The 24,067-nt window shown below is 44.4% G+C and carries 22 protein-coding genes; 6 read left to right on the top strand and 16 right to left on the bottom strand.

From position 1 onward, the window contains the following. Positions 1 to 19: 19 nt before the first annotated feature. From gmtZ to Aso01_RS04100, 10 genes are all read right to left on the bottom strand, one after another. Complete coding sequence (gene gmtZ, locus Aso01_RS04145; protein WP_004933721.1) at positions 20 to 2,569, bottom strand: gamma-mobile-trio integrase GmtZ; 2,550 nt, start codon at positions 2,567 to 2,569, stop codon at positions 20 to 22. Between the two features lie 4 nt (positions 2,570 to 2,573). Further along, positions 2,574 to 4,073, bottom strand: a complete 1,500-nt coding sequence (gmtY, locus tag Aso01_RS04140; protein ID WP_004933724.1) for a gamma-mobile-trio recombinase GmtY — start codon at positions 4,071 to 4,073, stop codon at positions 2,574 to 2,576. Between the two features lie 175 nt (positions 4,074 to 4,248). After that, positions 4,249 to 6,087: a glutamine--fructose-6-phosphate transaminase (isomerizing) gene (glmS, locus tag Aso01_RS04135; RefSeq protein WP_004933726.1), complete on the bottom strand. Its 1,839-nt coding sequence runs from the start codon at positions 6,085 to 6,087 to the stop codon at positions 4,249 to 4,251. Positions 6,088 to 6,099: 12 nt separating this feature from the next. Next, positions 6,100 to 7,464, bottom strand: a complete 1,365-nt coding sequence (glmU, locus tag Aso01_RS04130) for a bifunctional UDP-N-acetylglucosamine diphosphorylase/glucosamine-1-phosphate N-acetyltransferase GlmU (protein ID WP_004933728.1) — start codon at positions 7,462 to 7,464, stop codon at positions 6,100 to 6,102. A 19-nt stretch (positions 7,465 to 7,483) separates the two neighbouring features. Continuing rightward, a complete protein-coding gene (locus tag Aso01_RS04125; RefSeq protein WP_004933730.1) occupies positions 7,484 to 7,999 on the bottom strand; it encodes a phosphatidylglycerophosphatase A family protein in 516 nt (171 codons plus the stop codon). After that, complete coding sequence (gene thiL / locus Aso01_RS04120) at positions 7,977 to 8,894, bottom strand: thiamine-phosphate kinase (protein ID WP_004933733.1); 918 nt, start codon at positions 8,892 to 8,894, stop codon at positions 7,977 to 7,979. The genes Aso01_RS04125 and thiL overlap by 23 nt, the downstream gene beginning before the upstream one ends. A gap of 14 nt (positions 8,895 to 8,908) precedes the next feature. Then, positions 8,909 to 9,358: a transcription antitermination factor NusB gene (gene nusB / locus Aso01_RS04115; RefSeq protein ID WP_004933735.1), complete on the bottom strand. Its 450-nt coding sequence runs from the start codon at positions 9,356 to 9,358 to the stop codon at positions 8,909 to 8,911. Positions 9,359 to 9,361: 3 nt separating this feature from the next. Beyond that, positions 9,362 to 9,832 (bottom strand): 6,7-dimethyl-8-ribityllumazine synthase, encoded by a 471-nt coding sequence (ribH, locus tag Aso01_RS04110; protein WP_004933736.1) that lies wholly within the window; start codon positions 9,830 to 9,832, stop codon positions 9,362 to 9,364. A gap of 11 nt (positions 9,833 to 9,843) precedes the next feature. After that, complete coding sequence (gene ribBA / locus Aso01_RS04105; protein ID WP_004933737.1) at positions 9,844 to 10,965, bottom strand: bifunctional 3,4-dihydroxy-2-butanone-4-phosphate synthase/GTP cyclohydrolase II; 1,122 nt, start codon at positions 10,963 to 10,965, stop codon at positions 9,844 to 9,846. A gap of 297 nt (positions 10,966 to 11,262) precedes the next feature. After that, on the bottom strand, positions 11,263 to 12,576 hold the full coding sequence (locus Aso01_RS04100; RefSeq protein ID WP_171063718.1) for a hypothetical protein: 1,314 nt from the start codon (positions 12,574 to 12,576) through the stop codon (positions 11,263 to 11,265). A 59-nt stretch (positions 12,577 to 12,635) separates the two neighbouring features. On the opposite strand from Aso01_RS04100, the gene serB reads away from it, so the two are divergent. From serB to Aso01_RS04085, 3 genes are all read left to right on the top strand, one after another. Then, entirely contained in the window at positions 12,636 to 13,856 is a 1,221-nt protein-coding gene (serB, locus tag Aso01_RS04095; RefSeq protein ID WP_004933741.1) for a phosphoserine phosphatase SerB, read from the top strand. 420 nt (positions 13,857 to 14,276) lie between these two features. Further along, positions 14,277 to 14,612, top strand: a complete 336-nt coding sequence (aciT, locus tag Aso01_RS04090) for a ciprofloxacin tolerance protein AciT (protein WP_004933743.1) — start codon at positions 14,277 to 14,279, stop codon at positions 14,610 to 14,612. A gap of 157 nt (positions 14,613 to 14,769) precedes the next feature. Continuing rightward, entirely contained in the window at positions 14,770 to 15,255 is a 486-nt protein-coding gene (locus Aso01_RS04085) for a hypothetical protein (protein ID WP_004933745.1), read from the top strand. A 61-nt stretch (positions 15,256 to 15,316) separates the two neighbouring features. Here the strand turns inward: Aso01_RS04085 and dtd are convergent, their stop codons facing one another. Continuing rightward, positions 15,317 to 15,754, bottom strand: coding sequence for a D-aminoacyl-tRNA deacylase (dtd, locus tag Aso01_RS04080; RefSeq protein WP_004933748.1), 438 nt, complete (start codon positions 15,752 to 15,754; stop codon positions 15,317 to 15,319). A 162-nt stretch (positions 15,755 to 15,916) separates the two neighbouring features. Between dtd and pncB the strand changes: the two genes are divergently transcribed. From pncB to asd, 3 genes are all read left to right on the top strand, one after another. Beyond that, complete coding sequence (gene pncB / locus Aso01_RS04075; protein ID WP_004933750.1) at positions 15,917 to 17,128, top strand: nicotinate phosphoribosyltransferase; 1,212 nt, start codon at positions 15,917 to 15,919, stop codon at positions 17,126 to 17,128. A 107-nt stretch (positions 17,129 to 17,235) separates the two neighbouring features. Then, a complete protein-coding gene (locus Aso01_RS04070) occupies positions 17,236 to 18,084 on the top strand; it encodes a sulfurtransferase (protein ID WP_004933755.1) in 849 nt (282 codons plus the stop codon). Next, complete coding sequence (asd, locus tag Aso01_RS04065) at positions 18,081 to 18,932, top strand: archaetidylserine decarboxylase (protein ID WP_004933759.1); 852 nt, start codon at positions 18,081 to 18,083, stop codon at positions 18,930 to 18,932. The genes Aso01_RS04070 and asd overlap by 4 nt, the downstream gene beginning before the upstream one ends. 53 nt (positions 18,933 to 18,985) lie before the next feature. Here the strand turns inward: asd and Aso01_RS04060 are convergent, their stop codons facing one another. The 5 genes from Aso01_RS04060 to Aso01_RS04040 all read right to left on the bottom strand — a co-directional run bounded on the left by Aso01_RS04060 (position 18,986) and on the right by Aso01_RS04040 (position 24,052). Beyond that, the gene (locus tag Aso01_RS04060) at positions 18,986 to 19,744 is read right to left on the bottom strand and encodes a sulfite exporter TauE/SafE family protein (protein WP_004933763.1); all 759 of its coding nucleotides are present in this window, start codon (positions 19,742 to 19,744) and stop codon (positions 18,986 to 18,988) included. 86 nt (positions 19,745 to 19,830) lie between these two features. Further along, on the bottom strand, positions 19,831 to 20,925 hold the full coding sequence (zapE, locus tag Aso01_RS04055; protein ID WP_004933765.1) for a cell division protein ZapE: 1,095 nt from the start codon (positions 20,923 to 20,925) through the stop codon (positions 19,831 to 19,833). Between the two features lie 153 nt (positions 20,926 to 21,078). Beyond that, positions 21,079 to 22,437 (bottom strand): phosphate regulon sensor histidine kinase PhoR, encoded by a 1,359-nt coding sequence (gene phoR, locus Aso01_RS04050; RefSeq protein ID WP_004933769.1) that lies wholly within the window; start codon positions 22,435 to 22,437, stop codon positions 21,079 to 21,081. A gap of 9 nt (positions 22,438 to 22,446) precedes the next feature. Beyond that, a complete protein-coding gene (gene phoB, locus Aso01_RS04045) occupies positions 22,447 to 23,157 on the bottom strand; it encodes a phosphate regulon transcriptional regulator PhoB (protein ID WP_004933773.1) in 711 nt (236 codons plus the stop codon). 196 nt (positions 23,158 to 23,353) lie between these two features. After that, positions 23,354 to 24,052, bottom strand: coding sequence for a TetR/AcrR family transcriptional regulator (locus tag Aso01_RS04040; protein ID WP_004933776.1), 699 nt, complete (start codon positions 24,050 to 24,052; stop codon positions 23,354 to 23,356). Positions 24,053 to 24,067 lie beyond the last annotated feature (15 nt).

The following is a 24,067-nucleotide window of genomic DNA, read 5'->3' as shown; positions in this document are numbered from 1 at the left end:
CAAATAGTCTCTAATGTAATTATGAAATAGTTCTAATTTGAATATGTTTTGGACTGGTTGAGTCGAAAGCTAGCCTTTGAATATCAAGAAGATTGATTTCTGATAATTTACCTTGACTCTCGATGAATCTGATTGCCCCTTCAAATGACCCAACTCTATTTTCAATTAAAATCATAATTTGATTTCCAACTTTCAGTTGCTCCTCTTCCGATAAGTATAAAAGAATAGGATCTTGTTGATTAGCCTTAAGCATTAAATCAATCGCTTGACCACGCTTAAGAGCTGCTTTAGTTGCATCATAGGATGGGTAAAATTCAGCATGTCTGCAAATAATTTCTAATTGTGAAAACTCACTTACTTCTTCAATATTGATCGTGATATTTTCAGGTAATTGATTACCAATCAATTGAATTTTTTTATCTGAATTTTGATTCATAATCTGAATACACTGAGAAATGAGTTTGTAGGTTGCATGCATATCATTCATGATTGAATCTATTTTTGTTGCTTCTCTTTCATATTGAAATTCAGCATTTTTTAATTTTTGTTCATCATAGAAAATTTCTTTTCGATCTTCAGAAGTAAATTTATTTAGTTTTAGTTCTTCAAGCTCAGACTCGAATTTTCTATATCGATCTGAAGAACAACTTGATTCATAACTTAGATTATTAAAATGAACAATTAAACTGGGTAGAAAAGCAGGTCCTGTAATAAACCATCTGCAACGAACACAATTTTTGGAGTTTCCCTGAAAATCACGAGCTACTGGACTATAACTAATAGGGGCATTTCCAAGTTTAGCAAATTGTTCTCCACCATTTTCACATCCTTGACATCCAACGGGGCAGATCCCTCGATCCATCATTTGCCAACTTACTTCTGTTTTCGTAGCAATTGCATTTAGAGATGAAATATCCTGAAAAGCTACCGAGTTTTTGATTTGTTCATATTCTGAATTGATAAGAAATTCTTTAAATTTTTCTTTTGATGTAAGTTCTAGTTTTGATTCTGCTTCATTCATAACTTTTTGCATATAGGCTTGTCCAACCTTTGTGTAATACAAAGTCATGATGATTCGACTATGACCAGCAACGAGCTTAGAAAGGATCGGAATAGGTACACCACCTTCAAGAGCAAAACTCGTAATTAATGACACTCTTAGAGAGTGCAGAGGAAAGAATGTTGTAGTGTAGTTGGTAAAAATACCTTGGCTTGGTTTGACAAATTGAATGGGCTCTCCGTTTGTTAAGGTCTCACCACGATTAAAGCATCGTTGTTCAAGATTTTTTAATAATTTGAACCATAAACGCATAACATCTTTGTCTGAAACAGGAAATGCAAAATCTTCACTTAGTTCAACAGCTCTATTTCTAAATAAAAAGCACGTTGGAGGCATCTCTTTTAGTTGTTGTTCACTCTTTAAATCACCAATATTTTTCCGTTTTAATTCAGTCCATCTCGTTGGTCGTTCAATTGGATTATATTTTTCTTGCCAATTACGGAGAGCCTCTAGCCACTTTAGGACACGTTCGTGCTGCCACGGAATTGTGTATCCTTTTGACATCCCATCTTTATAAACATCCGCTGTCTTATTTGTATTGATAAATAAAGAAGTTGAATTATTTTGAAGATCAGAAACTTTTCTAAATACTCCACGACCTATGGAATAATTGGCTCGCTCTATTTTAGTTACTGGAGCTAGGTGATGAGAGTTAAGTATCCAATTACCATTTTCGTAACGCCATAAATCAGCTTCTCCTGAATCAAGCCAACGAACTTGAGAGGTTCTAAGCGGTAATTCTAATTTTACATATAAGGCAACAGCATTAGCAGGACACCACATCTCTAGGACTGATCGATCTTTATATAATTTTAAACCTTGATACATTTTTCCTTTGGGGATAATACGTTTACGCCATACACAATTAGGATCTTCGAAATTAATATTCTCAGAAGTTACCTCGTACCAGTCACCGCCAGATTTGCCTAAACTTATAGCATCACCAGCCTCTTGCGCCCATTTCCAATCCTTGAAACTGGTCGCTTCAGCAGAGCAAATAATTTCTCGTAATTCTTGAATATAGTTATAAGGTAAGGGAGTTTTTATAGTTTCTGAAACCGTAATACCTGAACGAGTTTTTTTCTTTAACGGATTTCTATATTGGTTTGGAATTGTGTTGTGACCAAAATCATCTTCAATTCCGACTAATTCTTGTAAAGAAAAATCTAAAAATTCACGTACATAATTGTTATAGGTTACAGCCTGTCTATGAGTAATTGAGATTTGGTCATCTCGGCTTGGATGAATGCATTCCTCAAAAAAGTCAGGAATATTTGTATTACGATCGAAGAAAATTAATGGGTTAGTTGGTAGTTTTAATGGAATTAAAAAGGAGCGAAAAAAACGGCTGAGCGAATTTCTTCTACTTGAAAGAGCTTTGGGTTGTAGCTTCAGCCATCTCTGTGCCAAATTGCTCCAATTTTTATATTCCATGCCATACATTTGATATAACCAATTAAAGTCGATATCTTCTGTAATGCCATTACCTCTTGCATGTAATTTTCCCATTTTATTATCCCTTTAATAACCATGATTGTCCTGATAATAGTTCAGTAGGATCTACATCCTTAAAGCAGTTTTCTAAAAACACTTTAATATTCGGGTCTGATGCTTTACTTGAAGCAATATTATCTTCGATCGAGTTTAAAATTTTTGATACCTGTTCAACTTGAGGTTCACAATAAACAAGCTGAGACTCTAGGCTTGCATGGTGCAAGGCATTTCTTCTAATAATCGGATCTATATTGGCATCTTTAAGTCTTTGACCATATGCATGCCTATGACCATGTGGGCTAGTGCCATTATTTTTAGCTGATGGTAGTCCAATTTTTTTAACTGCATTGGCATGGTTTTGATAATAGGCAGAAATTGATAAAGGTGAACCTATTGTTGCGCCTGATAATGTGATAAAGGCAAAAGGATGGTTCTTTTCAATCTCTCTAATTTGTACTAGGTATAATTTCCATAGTTTATAAAACAACTGACCATAAATTTGGGGAAACCATTGCACTGTTATAAATTTTTCTTTTTCACTATCTAATTTACGAATCTTCCAGCCTGCTCTATAAGTTCTATCACTGACCTTATTGCGGGGCAATAGACCAAACTTGCTTTTGAGATAACTTTCTCTATGTGTTCTTTGTACCTTGGGATTGGCATTGCTCCAACCCTCTGGTGCAGTTCCTTCTGAGGGGTGATAGATTCTTACAAGAGCAGTTTCGATATGTTTTTCTCTGTATAAAATTGGATCTAAAGTTACATCTGATAAATATAGGTGGAATGGTTCACTAGTTCTTAAACCACCACCATTGAGCAGTAATGTAATTAAAATATCTCTAATATTTAGTTTTTCGAAAACTGATAATGATTGTTCACTTCCATAATTTGTAAATCCCTCAAACAATAATTGAGTGAAATATTGATCGGGGAAAAATTTCACAGGATCTAAGTGTGAGGATATGTTGCGAGCTTTTTGAGAAAATCTAGTTTTTTCAGAAAGGGTTTGTGCTGCATTTTTATCCCAAGTATGTGCTAAAAAGGAACGATTATGCTTATGATGCCATGCACCCCAAAATAACTTTTCTTCATAGCTACTGCTAGGTATATAAGGATTAATACTTTCAAGATTTTTATTTTCTGAAATCCAATCAAAATAATCTGTTAATGAATTAATCAGACTATTTGCTGTCGTAATTTTTCTAGGTTTCCAATAAAGTTTAGATGGATCAAATCCATCTAAACCAATACTACCAGTGTATAATTGTTGAACAAAAACTTTGAATAATTCTTTTGGAGTACTGAGAGTTTGAAAGTTTACTTCTAAAAAATTTAAAAATAATTTTATGGCTATTATGTGTTTCTCCATCCAGCTTCTGCTACGTATATGGCTATGATCAAGGAAAAACTCAACAAAGGAGTCTATGACCCCATACTCCGTCAAAAGGACTGGAATTTCAGTGTAGACACCTGTTTTACTTCTATAGACTTTTGCATTCAATCTAACCAAGTCCATTGCATTGTCCTTAGATTATTTGATTATAGTTTTACTTAGAATATAACTTTTATTTTGAATAAAAAAAGATCTGTTTTGTTAAGAACAGATCTTTTTTGATTAGGTTTGATTATATGATTTCACTAAGTATATATTTATTACTCTCATACAAAAATTAGTTTTCAAAATCAGTTGCTTACTCTACGGTAACTGATTTTGCAAGGTTACGTGGCTGATCGACATCTGTACCACGCAATACCGCCACATGATACGACAGTAACTGTACCGGAATACTGTACACAATCGGTGCCAGCCAAGCATTCACATCTGGAATTAAAACCACATGCTGACGGTCTTTGTCGCGAATACCGCTGTTTTCATCGGCAAACACAAACAGTTCACCGCCACGTGCCTGAACTTCTTCCATATTCGATTTTAGTTTATCGAGCATATCGTCTTGCGGCGCCAAAATGACCACAGGCATTTCGTTATCGACCAAGGCCAACGGGCCATGTTTTAATTCACCCGCGGCATAGCCTTCGGCATGAATATACGAAATTTCTTTCAGTTTCAATGCACCTTCAAGGGCAATCGGATAATGTGTACCGCGGCCCAAGAACAAGCAGTGCTGCTTTTCAACAAACAGTTCAGATAAACGTAAAATTTCCGTATTGTGTTGCAAAGTATCGAGCATGACTTTTGGACAATGCCACAATTGCGATGCAATCTCTGAAATTTGTTCAGCGGCAATTTGCTGCTTCACCTGACCAATTTTCAAAATGAGTAGCATCAATGCTGCAAGCTGGGTGGTAAAGGCTTTGGTCGAAGCCACGCCAATTTCTGGGCCTGCGAGGGTTAGCAAATGATGATCTGTTTCGCGTACCATCGATGAGGTGGCCACGTTACAAATGGTCAGAGTCGAGATCTGAATATGTTTGGCTTTGGCACGCTTTTGTGTGTCACGTAGCGCTGCCAAGGTATCGGCAGTTTCACCAGACTGAGAAATACAGATATACAAAGTATTCGCCACAATCACTGGTGAGCGATAACGAAACTCGCTGGCAATCTCCACCTGACACGGCACATTAATCAATTGCTCAAACCAGTACTTGGCAATCATACCGGCGTGGTAACTGGTACCGCAGGCAATAATCTGTACGTTTTGGATCTGTTTAAAATCCACTTCGGCCAAGTGCAAGAAATCATCACGCAATGCATTGCCATTTAAGGCTTGTGAAATGGTTTGTTGAATGGCTTCAGGCTGCTCATAAATCTCTTTGAGCATGTAGTGCTTGTATTCGCCTTTTGATGCATTACTGACCGCAGCATCAAGCTCCTTAACCGGACGCTCGATTTTTTCGCCATGTGCATAAATTTCAATGCTGTCACGGGTCAGACGGGCAATATCACCTTCTTCCAAATACACAAAGCGATTGGTCACAGGTAAAAGCGCCAACTGATCTGAACTGATAAAGTTTTCACCAATCCCCACACCAATCACCAGAGGCGAACCTTCACGTACGGTGATCAACTCATCTGGATGATCCTTATGTACAATGCCTAGTGCATAGGCGCCTTTAAGCTCTGGCACTACGCTACGAACGGCATCGAGCAGGCTTGGTTGCTTTTTGAGTGCGTGATGCACCAGATGCGCCACGACTTCGGTATCGGTTTGTGAGGTAAAGATGTAGCCTAGCGCTTCTAGGTCGTCTTTAAGCTCTTGGTAGTTTTCAATAATACCATTGTGCACCACAGCCACATCACCCGAAATATGTGGATGCGCATTGTGCTCGGTCGGTTTACCATGCGTGGCCCAGCGTGTATGTGCAATACCTAAAGAGCCGCTTAATTTGCTCTGTACAACGGCCTCGGCCAGATTAGCCACTTTTCCCACACGGCGCTCACGCAGAATATGCGATGGACTCACCAATGCAACGCCCGCAGAGTCGTATCCGCGGTATTCAAGGCGTTTGAGACCTTCAATTAAAATCTCACTAATGTTGCGTTCTGCAACGCCTCCGACGATACCACACATGCCTAATACCTCTTATTTTTTCAACTTTTGCGGACGTTGATAATTTGCTTTTTCAATTTGTTGCGCGCGCTCAAATGCCAGTGCATTGTCGCTCACATCACGAGTAATCACCGAACCTGCACCCACGGTGGCACCATTACCAATATGTACAGGTGCAACCAGTGAACTGTTGGAGCCAATAAATGCAGCATCACCAATCACGGTTTTAAATTTATTTGCACCATCATAATTGCAGGTAATGGTCCCTGCACCAATATTCGAACCAGCACCAACTTCGGCATCGCCCAGATAGGTAAAATGGTTGGCTTTTGAGCCGACCCCGATACGGGTATTTTTCACTTCAACGAAGTTGCCGATGTGTACGTCGTTGGCCAGCTCTGCACCCGGACGCAAGCGCGCAAATGGTCCGATCAGAGTATTTTCACCCACAACCGCATTTTCAAACACGCTGTAAGGTTGCACTTTTGTGCCAGCAGCAATACGGGTATTTTTTAATACGCAACCCGCGCCAATTTCGACAAAATCGCCCAGTTCACAGTCACCTTCAATAATCACATTGATATCGATTTTGACATCTTGTCCGATTTTGAGCGTACCACGTATATCAAAACGAGCCGGATCACTCAAGGTGAGACCCTGTTGCATCAGTCCTTTGGCTTGTTGCAATTGAAATTCGCGCTCGAGCGCTGCCAGTTGTAGACGGTCATTGACGCCTTCTACTTCATAGGCCAGTTCGGGCTGAATTGATGCAATTTCCAAACCGTCGGCAACGGCCATGGCCACAATATCGGTGAGATAGTATTCACCTTGGGCGTTGTTATTCGATAGCTTTGGCAACCATGCGTGCAGTTTCTGATTACTGACGCAATAGATGCCGGTATTGATTTCCTGAATCTGACGCTGTTGCTCAGTGGCATCTTTATGTTCCACAATCGCCTGAATCTTGTCGTTGTCACGAATGATGCGTCCATATCCGGTCGGATTGTCCACATTGAGCGTAATCATGCCAATGCCTGTCGCACTTGATACGGCAAGGAGCTGATCGAGAGTTTCTTGGCGCACCAACGGTACATCACCATACAAAATCAGTGACATGCCTTCTTGTGGTAACACGGGTAACGTCATCTGAACCGCATGACCTGTGCCCAGTTGTTCGGCTTGCTCAACCCACTGAATATTTTCTTGCTGAAATTGTTGCTGAACGTGTTCACCACCGTGTCCATAGATGGTAATAATATTTTGTGCATGCAGTTGTTTTGCCGTTTGAATGACGTGTCCGAGCAAAGGACGGCCCGCCAAAGGCTGTAATACTTTAGGAAGGCTAGAGCGCATACGCGTTCCTTTGCCCGCAGCAAGAATAATAACGGTCGTTGTCATGAATAACCTACTTAACGGTTTAGACCAGTGATAAATATATCAAAATACACAGTGCAGCCCAGAGCCCTGCAATCAGATCATCAAGCATAATGCCAAATCCGCCGTGCACCTGTCGATCAATCACTCGAATGGGCCACGGCTTCCACACATCGAACAGCCGGAATAGGGCAAAACTGATGAGGGCCCATTTTACATCCATTACATTAAAATAGATTAAAGGCAATACGGTAATCGATTGTCCTGCAAATTCGTCCCAGACAATCCGGCCATCATCGTGTACACCCATCAGTTCTGCGGTTTTCCCACAGAAAAAAATCCCGATTACACTCATCAGTGCAATCAGAGCCACACTTGGATAAAAACCGATACAGACCCAAAACGGAATGAACAGTAAGGCAAAGGCCGAGCCAAAAGTGCCGGGTGCTTTGGGCGCCAAGCCTGAACCAAAGCCAACACCACAAAATACGATGCAGCGATTGAACCAAGACATGCGTTTAAAGTCGATTGAAGGTTTAGGCAAAGTGTTGGTATCCATGCAGTTGAAGCGGGTAGTCCTGTCCTTGATAATGATAGGTCAATTGTTGTTGTGCGGTAATCTGACCAATTTTTGTGATTTTGGTATCGAGAGAATACTGTTGAAGTTGTTCAAAATGTTCAGGTGAGATGGTAAAACACAGCTCATAGTCGTCGCCCCCTGCAAGTGCAAACTGCCACTTGGCTGTATTTTCAAGCGCTTCGAGTGCAGGGTCGAGCGGTAGCTGCTCAAGATCGAGCTGCGCCCCAACATGAGATGCTTTTAAAATATGCCCCAGATCTTGGGCCAAACCGTCGGAAACATCAATCATGCTTGATGCAAACCCTTTCAGGCGTTGTCCGAGTTCGCAGCGTGGTGTTGGATAATCCAGTCGCTGCTGCAAGGCAGAGCCTAAATGTGCCAGACCATAGGCAGCGTCACCCACTTGACCACTGACCACCACATAGTCACCCACCTGTGCGCCAGATCGGCATACGGCTTGCTGCTGATCGACATAACCAAGCGCCGTCACCGTAATGGTGAGGTGCGGGCTCTGTGTGGTATCGCCACCAATGAGGTGTACCCCAAATTGATCACAGCATTGATATAGGCCACGACTAAACTCACTTAACCAGTTATGATCGACTTCTGGAAGGCTAAGTGCCAGCAAAATACTGTGTGGTTTAGCTCCCATTGCAGCAATATCAGACAAATTAACTGCAACACTTTTCCAGCCAATGGCATGGGCAGAGGTGCTAAGTGGAAAATGCCGACCCGCAATCAGGGTATCTGTACAGATGACCAGTTGCTGGCCATGTGGCGGCGTAAGCAGGGCTGAGTCGTCACCAACACCGAGTTCATCGCCATGTAAGGCCGAACGGGAAAAATATTGGTCAATTACAGAAAACTCAGCCATGCACGCAACACGCCTTAGTTGGCTTGTTGTTTTTCAGCTTCACGAAGTCGAGAAGCCAAACGATCAAGAACACCATTGATGTATTTGTGGCTATCGGCACCACCAAAATGTTTGGCCAGCTCAATCGCTTCGTCCAGAACAACACGATACGGGATCTCGAGATGGTCTCGAAGTTCATATGCACCTAAACGTAAGGTTGCCAATTCGACGCCATCCAGGGCACTGAGTTCGCGGTCTAGTACCGGAACAAGTAACGTATCCAATGTTTCATGTTGTGCAACCACTTGCGTGAGCAATTCATGATAGTAGCTGAGATCGACCTTGTGCATCGCATTTTCGACACGGGTACGTGCTTCAATTTCATGCACAGGGTTGTGGCTCATTTGCCATTCATAAATGCCTTGTACAGCAAAACGACGTGCTTTACGTTTCGCTGCATAAGCGGCTTGGAGTGTTTGCGACATGCTTTAGATTGCCTTTAACAGATTAACCATTTCAATTGCAGTTAAGGCTGCTTCAGAACCTTTATTACCTGCTTTTGTACCCGAACGTTCAATTGCCTGTTCGATACTGTCAGTTGTCAATACACCATTGATAACCGGAAGACTACTTTCAAGTGCAACCACACCAAGGCCTTTGGCACATTCGCCTGCAACGAAGTCGAAATGTGGAGTACTTCCACGAATGACTGCGCCCAAAGCAATAATGGCATCAAATTTGTTAGAATCAGCCAATTTTTTAGCAACGATTGGCAATTCCCAAGCACCTGGTGCGTAAGCAACAGTGATATTATCCTCGCTAACGCCATGACGTTTCAAGGTGTCAATTGCACCTTCGAGTAAATGCTCAACGACAAAACTGTTAAAACGACCCACTAAAATCGCGTAACGGCCTTCGCTCGCGAGATGTAATAAACCTTCAATACGGCGAATTGCCATAACAACCTCGATTAGTTTTCTAGAGTTTGATCTGCGGTGATGTATTTCACCACTTCCAAGTTAAAGCCAGACAGCGCGTTAAAACGTAAAGGTGAACTGAGCAGATTCATTTTTTCCACGCCCAAATCACGTAAAATTTGTGCACCGACCCCAATCGTTTGATATTGCTGTGACAGCGCAGCATTTGATTTTAACGGTTTCGGTTTGGTCAAGCTTTCAAGGGCAGGGCCCAAATCTTGTAAATGATCCTGTCCAATCCAGACCAGTACGCCACGCTCTGCGGCAGCAATGGTGCTTAAAGCACGATCCAGATTCCACGCCGGCTCACCGCCTTGCTTATTGAGTTTGAGCAAGTCGCGGGTCGGGTTAAAGCCATGAACACGCACGGTGGTAACGCCTTCACGCGGCTCACCTTTGACCAGTGCCAGATGGATATCCGGATTTCCAACTTCACGGTAGCGGAAGAGCTCAAAGTGACCGTATTCGGTTTCGATAGTTTGCTGGCTCAAGCGCTCGACCGTCTGTTCGTTGGTCATACGGTAATGAATGAGATCGGCAATGGTTCCAATCTTTAAACCATGCTTTTCTGCAAAGACTTCTAAATCGGGGCGACGTGCCATGGTGCCGTCTTCGTTGATGATTTCGCAAATCACCGACGCAGGTTCAAGCCCGGCTAGACGAGCCAGATCACAGCCTGCTTCAGTATGACCGGCACGGTGAAGAACACCGCCTGGTTGTGCCATTAAAGGAAAGATATGGCCCGGTTGTACAATATCGCTTGGTTTGGCATGCGCAGCCACGGCAGTGCGAATGGTGTGGGCACGTTCTGCTACCGAAATACCGGTGGTGATGCCTTCTGCGGCTTCGATCGACAAGGTAAAGTTCGTGCTGTGCTGTGCGCCGTTCTGGTCGACCATGAGCGGCAGGTTTAACTGCTGGCAGCGTTCGCGGCTTAGGGTCAGGCAGACCAGTCCACGCGCGTGCGTGATCATAAAGTTGATGTCTTGCGGACGTACATGCGTCGCAGCAATGACTAGATCACCTTCATTTTCACGGTCTTCATCATCAATTAGAATGACCATTTTGCCTGCACGGATATCTTCGACAAGCGCTTCCACATCACTTAGTGGCATAAGCCTTTCCCTTCTCACTGTGTCCGAAGACGATTATCTTTCACAATTTGCAGCATAGTTTAGCGTGTTTTCACCGAATTTGCCTATGCTGCATGCATTTACTTTCTGGCATCCCTTTATACACAGAACCGAAGTCACTTGAAAAGCCTAAATGGATCGAAATTAAAGCATTCTGTCCACGAAATAATCAACGTTTTAGTCATAAAAAGAATGAACTTTTCGCATTTTCTGATAATTCAGCCCATAAAAAAACAAAAAAAACCCGCCAGCGCGGGTTTTGGTGATGTGAAAGCAGACTTAGATTTTTGAGGTATGGTCTAAAGAGGCATCAATCGATGCGCGCGCCTTTTTTCCCATCAGAATCTCGGTGCGAATACGCTGTGCAGTCTCGGCGCAGTCATTGTTCATACCGTTCATCATAAAGGCATGACGGGTCATCACATTACTTGGATTCGGCATGGCAACCAACTGGAAGGCCTCACCCACTACTTTAAGCTGATGGTGATTGAGGTGCAATGCAGATTCTTTGGCATGCAAATAGCCAGTCAGGCGCTGCGCTGCCTCGAGTGGATTAAGTTGCATGGCCTCAACGGCAGTCGAGACGGCAAAACGGGTTTGTAGGGCAAAACGTTTGTCTTCACGATAACGCTTGTACAGTACGTCAGAAAGCAACTGGAACACGGCACCTGTCATGAGTAAACACAGTGTACCTTGTGTAGTTGGCTTACTCATGATCAAGTTGGCGCCCTGCTGCTGAAATTCATTGACCACCTGAATCTCGTTTGGATTCACATGGTAATGCTTGCAGCTCAGCTCAATGCTTTTTTGTAAAAAGATCTGGCAGAGCTTGAAGTAGGGCACCGAAACAGACTGGTTGACGCTATTGAGTAATTGTTTCGGATCGTAAAACTGAATATTCAGTGCCACCGCCTGATCGCCTTGTGTGTGCTCAGGCAATACCACGTCTGGAATCTGAATGGCTTTTTGCTGCGCCTGCTGTTTGGCCTGTGCCACCAAGGTGATGGTATTTTGCTTTTCTGTTTCAAGCGCCTGAATCAATTGCTGGATTTCATGCTTTAAGCGAGTTTCACTGTTGATGCGTGCCAAATATTCACTGCGGCTTGGTCGAGCAATGGCGCGATATGCCAGCCAGAGGAGCAAGTGAATGACAAACATGGCCAAAATGGTCAACCACTGGGTTCTTAAGATTTCACCAATGCTGGGTTTAATCAGCGTGATTTCAATGGTGCCGACTTTCTTTTCGTTTTGCAGTGCATCCCGTACAAACACTTCGCCTTGGCGAGTTTTTTCCATACCACTGGTGGCCAGTACCTGTTTGTTGGCATCCAGAATACGGATTGAGGCCACGCTTGGGTTGGTGGCATAACGGTTGGCAATCAATGCCAAGGATACCGTATTGGCCGGTTCCAGCTCGGTCAGACTGTCGGTGACCAGTTGACTGGTCATCAGTTGCCCCTGACTCGCACGGTTCTCATTGAGTTGATGGGTGGTTGCAATCACCATTAAAAAGGTATGCAAAGCAAAACTTACGATTAATAGGCTAGCAAATAGCCCTTGTCGAGGTGCATTCAACGTAAACTTCCAAGGCAAATAGATTCAATTTCGATTATGATTCTTACAATAGTTGTAGCTCAAACCCGAGTCAATTCATGCGAGAAATCATTCTTATCTCTTTTTTGGGACCCGACCAACCTAATCAGTTCACCCGATTAATGCAGGTATTGTCCGTTCATTCCTTACATATTCTAGATGTCGGCCAGGCCGTTATTCATAATCAGCTCACCTTGGGCATCGTGGTTGCATCCGATGACGAAACCGCTACAGCACTAGCGATGAAGGAAATTTTGATTCTAGCACATGATATTGGACTGACTGTGCGCTTTAAACCCATCTCAAGTGCAGAATACGATCAGTGGGTCAGCGAAGGTGGCCGTACACGCTATATCGTGACTGCATTGGCGCCAGAATTGACCGCTTCACATTTACAAGCTGTTACCAAAATTGTCTCCGATCAGGGCTTCAATATTGAAACAGTGACCCGTTTGTCGGGCCGCCCAGCACTGGGTTCGCAGCAAGATGCACCGCAACGTGCCTGTGTACAGTTTGGTTTAAGTGGGCAAATGCTCGATGCTCAGGCCATGCGTGCGGCATGTTTAAGTCTTTCTGGTGAACTCAATATCGATGTGGCAGTTCAAGAAGACAACGCCTATCGCCGTAATCGTCGTTTGGTCTGTTTCGATATGGACTCGACCCTGATTGAGCAAGAAGTGATTGACGAACTGGCATGTGAAGCAGGGGTTGGCGAGCAGGTGGCTGAAATTACCGAGCGTGCCATGCAGGGCGAGCTGGATTTCCAGCAAAGCTTCCGTGCACGTGTGGCGCTGCTTAAAGGTTTGGATGCCTCGGTATTGCCGCGTATTGCCGAACGTCTGACCATTACCGAAGGGGCAGAGCGCCTGATTTCGACTTTAAAAGCATTGGGCTACCGCACCGCGATTTTATCGGGTGGTTTTCAATATTTTGCCGAATATCTACAAGATAAACTCGGCATAGACGAAGTACATGCCAATATTTTAGATGTTGAGGCAGGTGTGGTGACTGGTGAGGTAAAAGGTGCCATTGTTGATGGCGCCCGTAAAGCCGAACTGTTGCGTGATCTGGCACAGCGAATGGGCATTTCACTTGAACAGGCCATTGCAGTTGGTGATGGCGCGAACGATCTGCCAATGCTGTCGATTGCCGGATTGGGTGTGGCATTTCGTGCCAAGCCATTGGTGCGTCAAAATGCCAATCAGGCCATTTCGAGTGTAGGTTTGGACGGTGTACTGTATTTACTTGGGGTACATGACAAGGATCTGACACGTGCCTAAAAGGCTCGATTTTCAGGCTTTGAACGCTGCTCGATGAGCGGCGTTTTTTATATGAAATTCCCATCCAATCCAGCCCTTTAGCCCAATACGTCGATTGATAAATTTTGAAACGTATCGCGCAAAAAAAAATTAAAAAACACAGCTTTTTGAGGATATGGCGTTGTAATGACACGCCAACAACGATCAGCTCTAGAACGGCGCTTTTTTTGATGGTTGAAAATGTGTAATGACAAAATAATGTTGCGACAGGGTGTGTCGTCACAAGCCATTTTGACTCTTTTTTTCTAAAAAAAACCCTCCATAATGCAGCTACAGACAAAAACAGATGCGTTGTTGAATGCACGATGTTGAATGCGTGAAGGGACTTAACTTGATGTTCTGCTCGGGATGCAGAAACTTAATCTTAGACGGAGGTTTAGTATGGTAACAGCCAGCTTCGCCACACTGCTTGGTGTCGGGATGATCGTGCTTGCACTAGCTGTTGTATTCTTTTCGCCGTACCGTCATTGGCTCGGTTTCATGTTTGCAGGTATGTTTTTTTGGGGCTTGATCGAGGTTGTACGTTTTGGGGTACAGACCGTATTTGAACTGCCGGTCACCTACAGTTATCTTGCGGCATTAAGCCTGTCGATGGTCACGGTCACCATCATTCTACTGCGAGAAGACAAGCGCGCACAAAAAGCCTTGGCAAATCGTCAGTATATCGAACACACCCCTGTCTATGAGGACGATCAGCAGCAATATTCGAGCCGCTAAACGGTGTGATCCAGTCATAAATCAGGTGCAGTACGGCTGCGCCTTTTTTACTTTTTTTATCATCTTTTATGAACGAAACACAGTATAGCTGCCGATACATTTGTGCTAGGATGACCCAGTTCATTTTTTGATAAGAATACAAATAGGCTTAAATGTCATGAAACTTTCTTCTCTACCTGTCGTGAAGTTACCTCTGGTCGACTTAAGTACCGATCCGCTTGACTTACTGGTCATGGGTTTGGCTTTACGTATGAAGCAGTTGGCACGTACCTGCCCGAAATTTATTGAACTCACACATGACCGTGCCTTTCGTATTCAGATTGGCACCGATTTGGGTTTTGCGCGCCAAATCATCGTCAATCACGGTCAAATCGAGACAGCCGCGGGCAGTGCAGAAAAAGCAGATTTTATTTTGCAATTTGCCGACAGTGAGCAGGGCGTTAAAACCTTGATCAAAGGTGATCCAACCGCGTTTATGACGGGGATGCAAAATGGCACGATCAAAATGGAAGGCGATTTTAGTCTGTTGGTCTGGTTTAATCAGGCAGCAAAACTGATTCCACCAAAGCTACCAAAGCCAGTGAAGCTCAAGATCAAGCAAGCTCGCCAGTTTTTAAAAGAAAAAACCGGCAAATCGTTCTAAGTCAGAAGAGATGTGTACAGCAGGCGCTCGGTATCGGGCGCCTGTTTTTTTAAGGTCAGTTTTAAATCTCGAGCTGAAACGTCACTGGGCCATCGTTGATCAGATGCACTTTCATATCGGCTGCAAATATTCCGGTTTCAACCCGAGAAAATTGCGATTTGGCATACTCCACCAATTGTTCATAGAGTACTTTGGCGTCTTGCGGTGGCATCGCTGGCCCGAAATCGGGACGCAAGCCTTTTTGGGTCTGGGCCATTAAGGTAAACTGTGACACCAGCAGTAAGCCACCCTGCGCCTGATCGATATTCCAGCCCATTTTGCCGTTTTCATCATCGAAAATCCGGTACTTTAAAATCTTATCGATCAGTTTTTTACCTTTGTCGAGGTCATCGTCTTTACCTAGACCTAAAAAAACCAGAAGTCCATGCTGGATCGCTCCAGTGGTATGTCCATCGACCACCACGTGGGCTTCAAGGACGCGTTGTAGTAGTGCGCGCATGACAGATCTCAAAAACGAAATGTGCAAAATACTATCAGAAATACAGCAAAAGTCAGCACATTGCCACAGTGCTGACAGGACAAAGGTCTTATACAAATCAAGGTGATTCTTGCCAAAAAAATGTGGTTTAATGCATAAAGCTAACCTGCATGTTTGTTGTCTATGTCTCCAATCATTCATTCATTACTCGATACCGATCTTTATAAATTTACCATGTTGCAGGTGGTGCTACATCAATTCCCCCAGACGCACAGTGTGTACCAGTTTCGCTGCCGTAATCTGGATCAAACGGTTTATCCACTGACGGATATTCTGGATGATCTGAATGAACAACTCGATCACTTATGTGCGCTCAAGTTCAAAGATGATGAACTGCAATATTTGCGTTCCTTTCGATTTATTAAAAGCGACTTTGTCGATTATTTAGAGCTGTTTCAGCTCAAACGCCGTTTTATTCGTGCCAGTATCGATGCCAAAGGCCGTTTGGACATTAGTGTTGAAGGCCCGATGATTCAGGCCATGATGTTTGAGATTTTTGTACTGGCGATTGTCAATGAATTGTATTTCCGACGTATTCGTACTGAGGCTGTGCTTGAAGAGGGTGAACGACGCCTGCAAGCCAAACTTGAATTACTCAAGCAGTATGAAGCGCAGCACGCAAACGACGAACCGCCATTTCTGGTGTCCGATTTTGGTACCCGTCGTCGCTACAGTCTAGAATGGCAAAAGCACGTGGTCGAGTCGTTTCATCGTAGCTCACCGCATGTGTTTCGGGGTACCAGCAATGTATTGCTGGCCAAAGAATTAAATATTACGCCAATTGGTACCATGGCACATGAATTTTTGCAGGCATTTCAGGCGCTTGACGTAAGATTACGCAATTTTCAAAAAGCGGCCCTAGAGGCATGGGTACAAGAATATCGTGGCGATTTGGGTATTGCCCTGACCGATGTGGTGGGGATGGACGCGTTCTTGCGCGATTTTGATCTGTACTTTGCCAAGCTGTTCGATGGGTTGCGTCACGATAGTGGCGACCCGTACGAATGGGGCGACAAGGCCTATGCACATTATCGACAATTAAAAATTGATACCAAAACCAAAATGCTAACTTTCAGCGATGGCCTGACCTTACAAAAGGCATGGGAATTGCATCAGTATTTTAAAGATCGCTTTAAAGTCAGTTTTGGGATTGGCACCAACCTCACCAATGATATGGGACAAACCCCACTCAATATCGTATTAAAGCTGGTCGAGTGCAATGGACAGTCTGTGGCGAAAATTTCAGACAGTCCGGGCAAAACCATGACCGATAACGACACGTTCTTGGCCTATTTACGTCAGGTATTTGACATTGAAGATGTGGCACTGGTGTAAAAGTGATTGCACTTTTTCTGCTAAAGATGCATGAAAAACAGAAAGACCTGAAAAAAGCCTATGCTAAGATGAGGCATGGCAAACCTAGAGAATGTGATTAAAACGAAATGGCCGTACCTGAAATCAATTTGGGTTTATTGATAGAGCCCGACGAACTGCTGGCGTATCTGGATCATCCGCAGTTGCGTATTGTCGATTTAAGCCGAAGCTCGGTGTATGAACAATTGCATTTGGCACATGCTTACGCGCTTCGTCCGGCACAACTGGTTCGTCAGGAAGAACTCGCTACGGGACTCTTACCCGATCAGGCACAACTTGAAGCCCTAATTCGCCATTTGAATCTTTCACCCTCACATCATGTGGTGGTCTACGACGACGAGGGTGGTGCATGGGCAGGACGACTGATCTGGACCTTACACTGCCTCGGATTTACCCAAACCAGTTTGCTTAATGGCGGGATTCATGCGTGGCTTGGCGCCGGATTACCCACCACGTCCGAGGTGGATACGATTGAACCCGTCAGTCATTTATACCCGGTTGATACTTCACATGCTGCCCAATATCAAATCCAGTATGATGAGCTGCGCGCCTTGATTGACAGTCAATCGGTACAGCTTTGGGATTGCCGCACACATGACGAATATACCGGATTAAGACTGGCTGCCCGACGCGGTGGACATATGCCCGGCGCACTTCATTTTGAATGGAGTACTGCCCTAAACCGCGAAAATCATCTAAAATTGCATCCATTTGAACGCACTCAGCACCGATTGCAACAGCTCGGCTTTCGTCTTGACCAGCCTGTTATTGTGTATTGTCAGTCCCACCATCGTTCGGGATTGGCGTATATTTTGGCACGTTTGCTTGATTGGCCGGTGCGTGCTTACGACGGGGCATGGAGTGAATGGGGCAATCGCCTCGATAGTCCTGTGATTACCGGAGAACAGCCATTTTGAGCTTAACGTCACGATTAAAAAAAGATTTATTTATAAAAGCACAATCGCTTGTGCCACAGCATCAGTTAAGTCGCGTGGTGGGTAAGCTTGCCGAGAGCGAAAATCTGCTGGTCAAAACCGCGGTCATTCAGGCGTTCAAAAGCAAATACGGCATTGATTTATCGATTGCACAACAGGCCGATGCCCTAAAGTACAAATCTTTTAACGAATTTTTTACCCGTGCCTTAAAAGATGGCGTCCGTGTGGTCGACAATGCCCAAGACAGTATTGTGTCGCCTGCCGATGGTGCTATTTCACAAATCGGCAGTATCGATGACGGTGAGGTGTTTCAGGCCAAAGGACAGTCTTTTTCGGTTGAAAAACTGATTGGCGATCCGCAACTGGCGCAGCCATTTAAACACGGGCAATTTGCAACGGTGTATCTATCGCCACGCGATTATCATCGTGTGCATATGCCGCTAACAGGCCGTTTAACCGAAACCTTGTATATTCCGGGGGAGCTGTTTTCGGTGAATCAGGTGACAGCCGAAAATATTCCGGGTCTGTTTGCACGTAACGAGCGTATGGTGTGCCTGTTTGATACCGAGCTGGGCCGTATGGCCGTTGTGCTGGTGGGCGCGATGATTGTGGCTGGAATTGAAACCGTGGTCACAGGCAAGGTGAAACCGACTGGACGCCTTGAGCTGAACCATCATGATGTGGTGCTTGAAAAAGGCGATGAGTTGGGTCGTTTTTACTTGGGTTCTACCGCGATTGTTTTGTTTGAAAAAGACAAAATGGCTTGGGAAAGCCAGTTTAAAGCCAACTCGGTGGTGGTCATGGGTGAGAGACTCGGTCACACGCTTTAATCAATATGTGTGTCGTGTACAGCCTGAGTAGACAGGCTGTACATGGTCAAAAATTATGAATGGGTCAAAGCATATTTCAGTAAAATTGAAAGCCCAGAGAAAAAAATCACCACATGAATAATTTTTAAAAATTGCGCTTTAGAGAGTTTAAGCGTGATGTGTTTGCCCACGTAGCTGCCAATCAGCATCGATGGTATAAAAAGCAGCATCAGTGCGAAGATGTGCCACGAAAAATACACCCCAGCAAGTGCAAATAGGATGACGCGTAGCAGCGTACTACAGCCAATGAGTGTGGTTTGTGTGATACGGATTTTTTGTGGATCTTGTAAGCGACCATTTAAATAAATCGAATACATAAATCCGCCACTGCCAAACATGGCACCCAATAACCCACCGCTGAATCCAAAAGGAACGACATGTTTAGGGCCAAAGCGACGCTCAGGTTGAATTCCACTTAATGCATAAAGCGCATAAAGTAAAATAAATACCGCAAAAGCCAATAAAGACGTTTCAGGTTTAATTTTAAGCAGCAATAAAAATCCGATCAGACTACCCACACACATCAGTGGAATCAGCCGTTTAAGCTCGGTCATATCGGCTTTTTTACCATCCCTGATGAGATTCGACAGGGCAGCACATAAATCTAGAAGTGCCAGTAATGGAATAATCTCGGCCAATGGTAAAAACTGGAGGAGAACTGGGCTGGCAATCAGCGCCGTTCCAAAGCCAATCATGCCAAAAATAATATACGAACACAGAACAGCCATGAGCATGACACTGATCTGAACGATGGAAAAATCGATAAAAGCCACGCTAAACTCCGTTTTTATTGTGTGAATCATCGACTGCGCGAGATCGAGATGTGGCAAGCAAGACCTCTACGCAGCAGCTTATGGTGTTAATGAATCTCTTTGTGCGTGACGGCTATACGTGCCTCGTGATAGTCACGACTTTGCATTTCTTGTAAGCGCGAAAAGGTGCGCTGAAATTCGAATTTGAGCTTTTCACCTGTGTAGAGCTGTTCAATCGGCTGCTCAGCAGTCAAATACAGCACTACTTTTTGCTCATACAACTCATCAATCAGATAAATAAAGCGTCGCACTGCATCGTAAATGGCGTCCGTTAACTCGGTGATATTGCTAATCAGCACATGGTCATAGCGACGACACAGCTCGATAAAATCTGCCGGACTACGTGCATCGCGGCACAGCCGATCAAAGCTGAACCACGCCACGCGCTCATGTACGCCAAGTGCCTCTAAATCGCGATGATTGATTTGAATCAGCGTGGGATGTGCATTGTGCTGGGTCAGATGCCGATAAATACTGCTTAACCATGCATCGGCCGTTGCATCGAGGGGCGAATAGAAAAACTGATCCAGAATATGGTGGCCTTTTACCACGCGATAATCGAGGGCATTGCCAATCTTGAGAATGTGGCAATGCGTATGAATATGGCGGATGGTCGGTAAGAAACGCTCTCGATGTAAGCCATGCTTGTACAAATTATCTGGATCGATATTCGACGTTGCCACTAAAATCACGCGCTTGGCAAACAGTAAGTTAAACAGATTGGACAAGATCATCGCATCAGTGACATTGCTGACAAAAAACTCATCGAAGCAAATCAGTTTATATTTTTTAATCAGATCATTGGCAATGTGCTGAAGTGGATCACGCGTGCCACGGTAATGCACCAGCTGCTGATGAATATTTTTGAGAAAATGATGAAAATGGATGCGGACTTTCTTTTTATAGCTTAAGGACTGGTAAAAAATATCCATCAGCCATGTTTTTCCGCTGCCAACGCTGCCCCACATATAAAGCCCACGAATAGGGCGCTGTATAAAAAATGCTTTGGGGCGTTCCAGTTTCTCCCAGATCCCATTTAATTGTTCAATTGCCGCCTGCTGCGAAGGATCAGCCAAAATGGCTTGCTGCTGAATCAGAGCCTGATAGTACTGTTTTGGGCTCTGGTCGGTGTACTGTGTCATGTCGATTGCTCGTATAGCCCATCTTGAAGGGGGCTTAATCAAGATTTGTTATGATTATAAAAACAATAACCGCCACTATACGCAGATTGTGGCGGTTTTAACAGATGGAATCAGCATATTGTGCTGCCCAGCAATACAGAGCAGAGGGTGTGTTTACATCATCTGGTACAAACGTTCTTTGGGGAAAATGGCCTTGAACGTCGAACCTTCATTTTCTTTAGATACGACATCGAGATAAGCGCCGTGCTGCATCAGCACATGTTTAACGATAGCTAGCCCAAGGCCCGTTCCGCCTGTGGCACGGCTGCGGGCACTGTCGACACGGTAAAAACGTTCGGTCAAACGCGGCAAGTGTTTGGGATCTATACCAATGCCGTTGTCTTGTACGGTAAAGTAGCCGTGTTCGCCATCGTCGTGCCAACCAATGGTAATAATTCCGCCCTTGGGCGTGTACTTGATGGCATTGGTGATCAGATTACTAAAGGCGCTGGCAATTTCCATATCGGAGCCAATCAGATCACAGTGGCTGTCGATATCCAGATTTAGGGTATGTCCGTAGTCAACATTGTAGGCTTGGGCGTCGTCAAAAAGCTGATTCATCAGACTTGGCATTTCAATGATCTGATTTTTGGCAATGGTTTTATTATTTTCCAGATTCGAAAGTAACAGCAGATCATTCACCAGTGCATTCATGCGTTTGGTTTGTGATTGCATTTGATCGAAAGCGCGTTTCCAGCGTGGATTTAAATCTTCCTGATCGGTGAATGTTTCGATATAGCCGCTCAAAACGGTCAGAGGCGTACGCAATTCATGCGAAATATTGTCGACAAAATCTTTACGCATCTGCTCAAGATTGTGAATTCGAGTAACATCGTAGGCCACCAGCAAACGACTTTGCTCGCCAAAACGAGTCAGTTTGATCTGTACATACTGATCGTCAAACAACGACGATTTGATTTTGATGCCGTCGGGCGCCTGATCAATATGATTAAAATATTCAATAAATTTGGGCTGGCGTAAAATACTTAAAATATTGTGACCGCGATCGAGAATCTTGATGCCCAGTAAACCTTCTGCCGCTGGGTTACACCATTCAATCTGGTGCAGGTCATCAATTAGCACCACGGCTTCATTGAGTGCAATCAATGACGATTGCGCACGGTCAATCAGTCCGACCATTTCGGCCTGTACAATCCGCTCTTGACGCTGTGCGCGATATACATTGAATAACAACGCGCCCCAGATACCGTTTAAATTGGGCGGGGTATCGTAGGGACGATTCGAGATCCATTCATTGACAATGTACAACGACCGAAGCTGCAAGCCAAAAAAAATCAGAAAGGCAATAAAAATACCGGCCCAAAAGTAGCCTAAACCCAGACCAATACAGGCGGCAATCACCAGAAGAAAGGCCAGTAGGCGTAAATCCTGTTTGGCAAATGCCCATAAGCTACTGTAACGAAAACGTTTATGCTCACGTGCCAGTTCGGGGACAGGATACGGTTCGTACATAGTCAAGTCTTAGCCTGCTGCCAAATCTGCGCGGGTCGAGAAGCGATATCCCGTGCCACGCACGGTCTGTACAAAACGATCGACACCAAAAGGTTCGAGTACCTTACGCAAGCGTCGGATATGTACATCAATAGTTCGGTCTTCAATATAAACATTGCCACCCCAGACCTGATCGAGCAACTGTGCGCGGGTATAGGCGCGTTCAGGATGGGTCATAAAAAAGGCCAAAAGACGATACTCGGTTGGCCCCATGTCTAAGATATTGCTGCCAAAACTGACACGCTGACTGACTGGATCTAAAATCAAGCCGTTGGCATCAATTACTTTTTCACCGCTGAGTGCATTGGCACGACGCAACACGGCTTTAATACGAGAAACCAATTCACGTGTGGAAAACGGTTTGGTCATGTAGTCGTCTGCACCTGCATCTAGGCCTTGTACCTTATGGTCTTCTTCGCCACGTGCAGTGAGCATAATCACTGGAATTTCAGCCAGATTTTCGTCACGTTTCAGACGGCGACACAGATCGACCCCACTGATCCCGCCGGGTAACATCCAGTCGAGTAATACCAGAACTGGGCGCTGATCGACAATCATCTGATGTGCCTGTTTCGCATCTTCTGCCTGCAAACATTGAAAGCCTGCCATATCCAAAGAGGTATGGATCATTTCGCGGATGGGTAATTCATCATCGACGATTAAAATATAGTCATCTTTCACAGCGCAATATCCTATAGGGGTTCAAACGGTAAACCGCTTTTATTTATGACAGGCTTATTACAAAGATTAATTATGACAGTATCATTGCAAAAATTGCACTGAAGTGGATTTTTGCAATGAATTGTGACAAATAAACCCACAATCCGATCGTTTAATACGGGCGTCGTCATTGAGATTTCATCGATCTAGGCTGTGGTCAAGTTTTAGATTGAGCCGGATCGTGTGACAGCTTTTCCAGCAGCGACACAAACACAATCCGGCAGGCAAACAGCACATCATCTAGAGATTGTTTGAAGCCACCCATCACCCAGCGAATCGCCACCTGTGTGACATAACCGTTCAGACCTGAAGAAACCAGTGAAAGCTCTTGCTCGCTATAACGCAGATTGGGCATGCTCAGCATCACCAGTGCCTGAATCATGCGATCAAAACGCATCATGGTTTCTTGTATGGTGGCCTGATTATGTAATTCCTGTACCAGCATGGCATCGATATAAATAATACGTGCCAAGCGTGGATCGTCTTTAAGCGTGCGCAAGAGGGCAGTTAAGCCCGCATCGATCATGTTTTCCGGCGTGGCGTTGTGTTTCATGACGGCTTGCATCACATTATTTTGCAGCGTTTCGATCTGTTTTAAAAAGATCGTCTGAAACAGGTCTTCGCTCTTTTTAAAAGATTCGTAAAAGTAACGCTCTGTGAGCTTGGCTTGATTACAAATGTCTTTGACGGTTACAGAAAAAAAGCCTGAAGTGCCATAGGCTTCAATTCCAGCTTCGATAAGTTTTTCTCGTCTTGCCGTTTTCCGCTCGGTCAGGGACAGCCCCTTAAACTGGCGCTCCTGCGATTTTTTTTTGGAAGACGACGCACTGTGTCGATCAAGTTTGGCTGCGGTCATCGCTGCAAGGGTTCT

It is taken from the genome of Acinetobacter soli, from assembly GCF_000760595.1.
Lineage (GTDB): Bacteria > Pseudomonadota > Gammaproteobacteria > Pseudomonadales > Moraxellaceae > Acinetobacter > Acinetobacter soli.
This window is presented reverse-complemented; position numbering and strand designations above follow the sequence as displayed.

What these genes read in the sequence shown, in the direction of transcription:
- gmtZ (WP_004933721.1), bottom strand. Translation starts at nt 2,569, where the DNA reads ATGGGAAAATTACATGCAAGAGGTAATGGCATTACAGAAGATATCGAC.
- gmtY (WP_004933724.1), bottom strand. Translation starts at nt 4,073, where the DNA reads ATGGACTTGGTTAGATTGAATGCAAAAGTCTATAGAAGTAAAACAGGT.
- glmS (WP_004933726.1), bottom strand. Translation starts at nt 6,087, where the DNA reads ATGTGTGGTATCGTCGGAGGCGTTGCAGAACGCAACATTAGTGAGATT.
- glmU (WP_004933728.1), bottom strand. Translation starts at nt 7,464, where the DNA reads ATGACAACGACCGTTATTATTCTTGCTGCGGGCAAAGGAACGCGTATG.
- Aso01_RS04125 (WP_004933730.1), bottom strand. Translation starts at nt 7,999, where the DNA reads ATGGATACCAACACTTTGCCTAAACCTTCAATCGACTTTAAACGCATG.
- thiL (WP_004933733.1), bottom strand. Translation starts at nt 8,894, where the DNA reads ATGGCTGAGTTTTCTGTAATTGACCAATATTTTTCCCGTTCGGCCTTA.
- nusB (WP_004933735.1), bottom strand. Translation starts at nt 9,358, where the DNA reads ATGTCGCAAACACTCCAAGCCGCTTATGCAGCGAAACGTAAAGCACGT.
- ribH (WP_004933736.1), bottom strand. Translation starts at nt 9,832, where the DNA reads ATGGCAATTCGCCGTATTGAAGGTTTATTACATCTCGCGAGCGAAGGC.
- ribBA (WP_004933737.1), bottom strand. Translation starts at nt 10,965, where the DNA reads ATGCCACTAAGTGATGTGGAAGCGCTTGTCGAAGATATCCGTGCAGGC.
- serB (WP_004933741.1), top strand. Translation starts at nt 12,636, where the DNA reads ATGCGAGAAATCATTCTTATCTCTTTTTTGGGACCCGACCAACCTAAT.
- aciT (WP_004933743.1), top strand. Translation starts at nt 14,277, where the DNA reads ATGGTAACAGCCAGCTTCGCCACACTGCTTGGTGTCGGGATGATCGTG.
- Aso01_RS04085 (WP_004933745.1), top strand. Translation starts at nt 14,770, where the DNA reads ATGAAACTTTCTTCTCTACCTGTCGTGAAGTTACCTCTGGTCGACTTA.
- dtd (WP_004933748.1), bottom strand. Translation starts at nt 15,754, where the DNA reads ATGCGCGCACTACTACAACGCGTCCTTGAAGCCCACGTGGTGGTCGAT.
- pncB (WP_004933750.1), top strand. Translation starts at nt 15,917, where the DNA reads ATGTCTCCAATCATTCATTCATTACTCGATACCGATCTTTATAAATTT.
- Aso01_RS04070 (WP_004933755.1), top strand. Translation starts at nt 17,236, where the DNA reads ATGGCCGTACCTGAAATCAATTTGGGTTTATTGATAGAGCCCGACGAA.
- zapE (WP_004933765.1), bottom strand. Translation starts at nt 20,925, where the DNA reads ATGACACAGTACACCGACCAGAGCCCAAAACAGTACTATCAGGCTCTG.
- phoR (WP_004933769.1), bottom strand. Translation starts at nt 22,437, where the DNA reads ATGTACGAACCGTATCCTGTCCCCGAACTGGCACGTGAGCATAAACGT.
- Aso01_RS04040 (WP_004933776.1), bottom strand. Translation starts at nt 24,052, where the DNA reads ATGACCGCAGCCAAACTTGATCGACACAGTGCGTCGTCTTCCAAAAAA.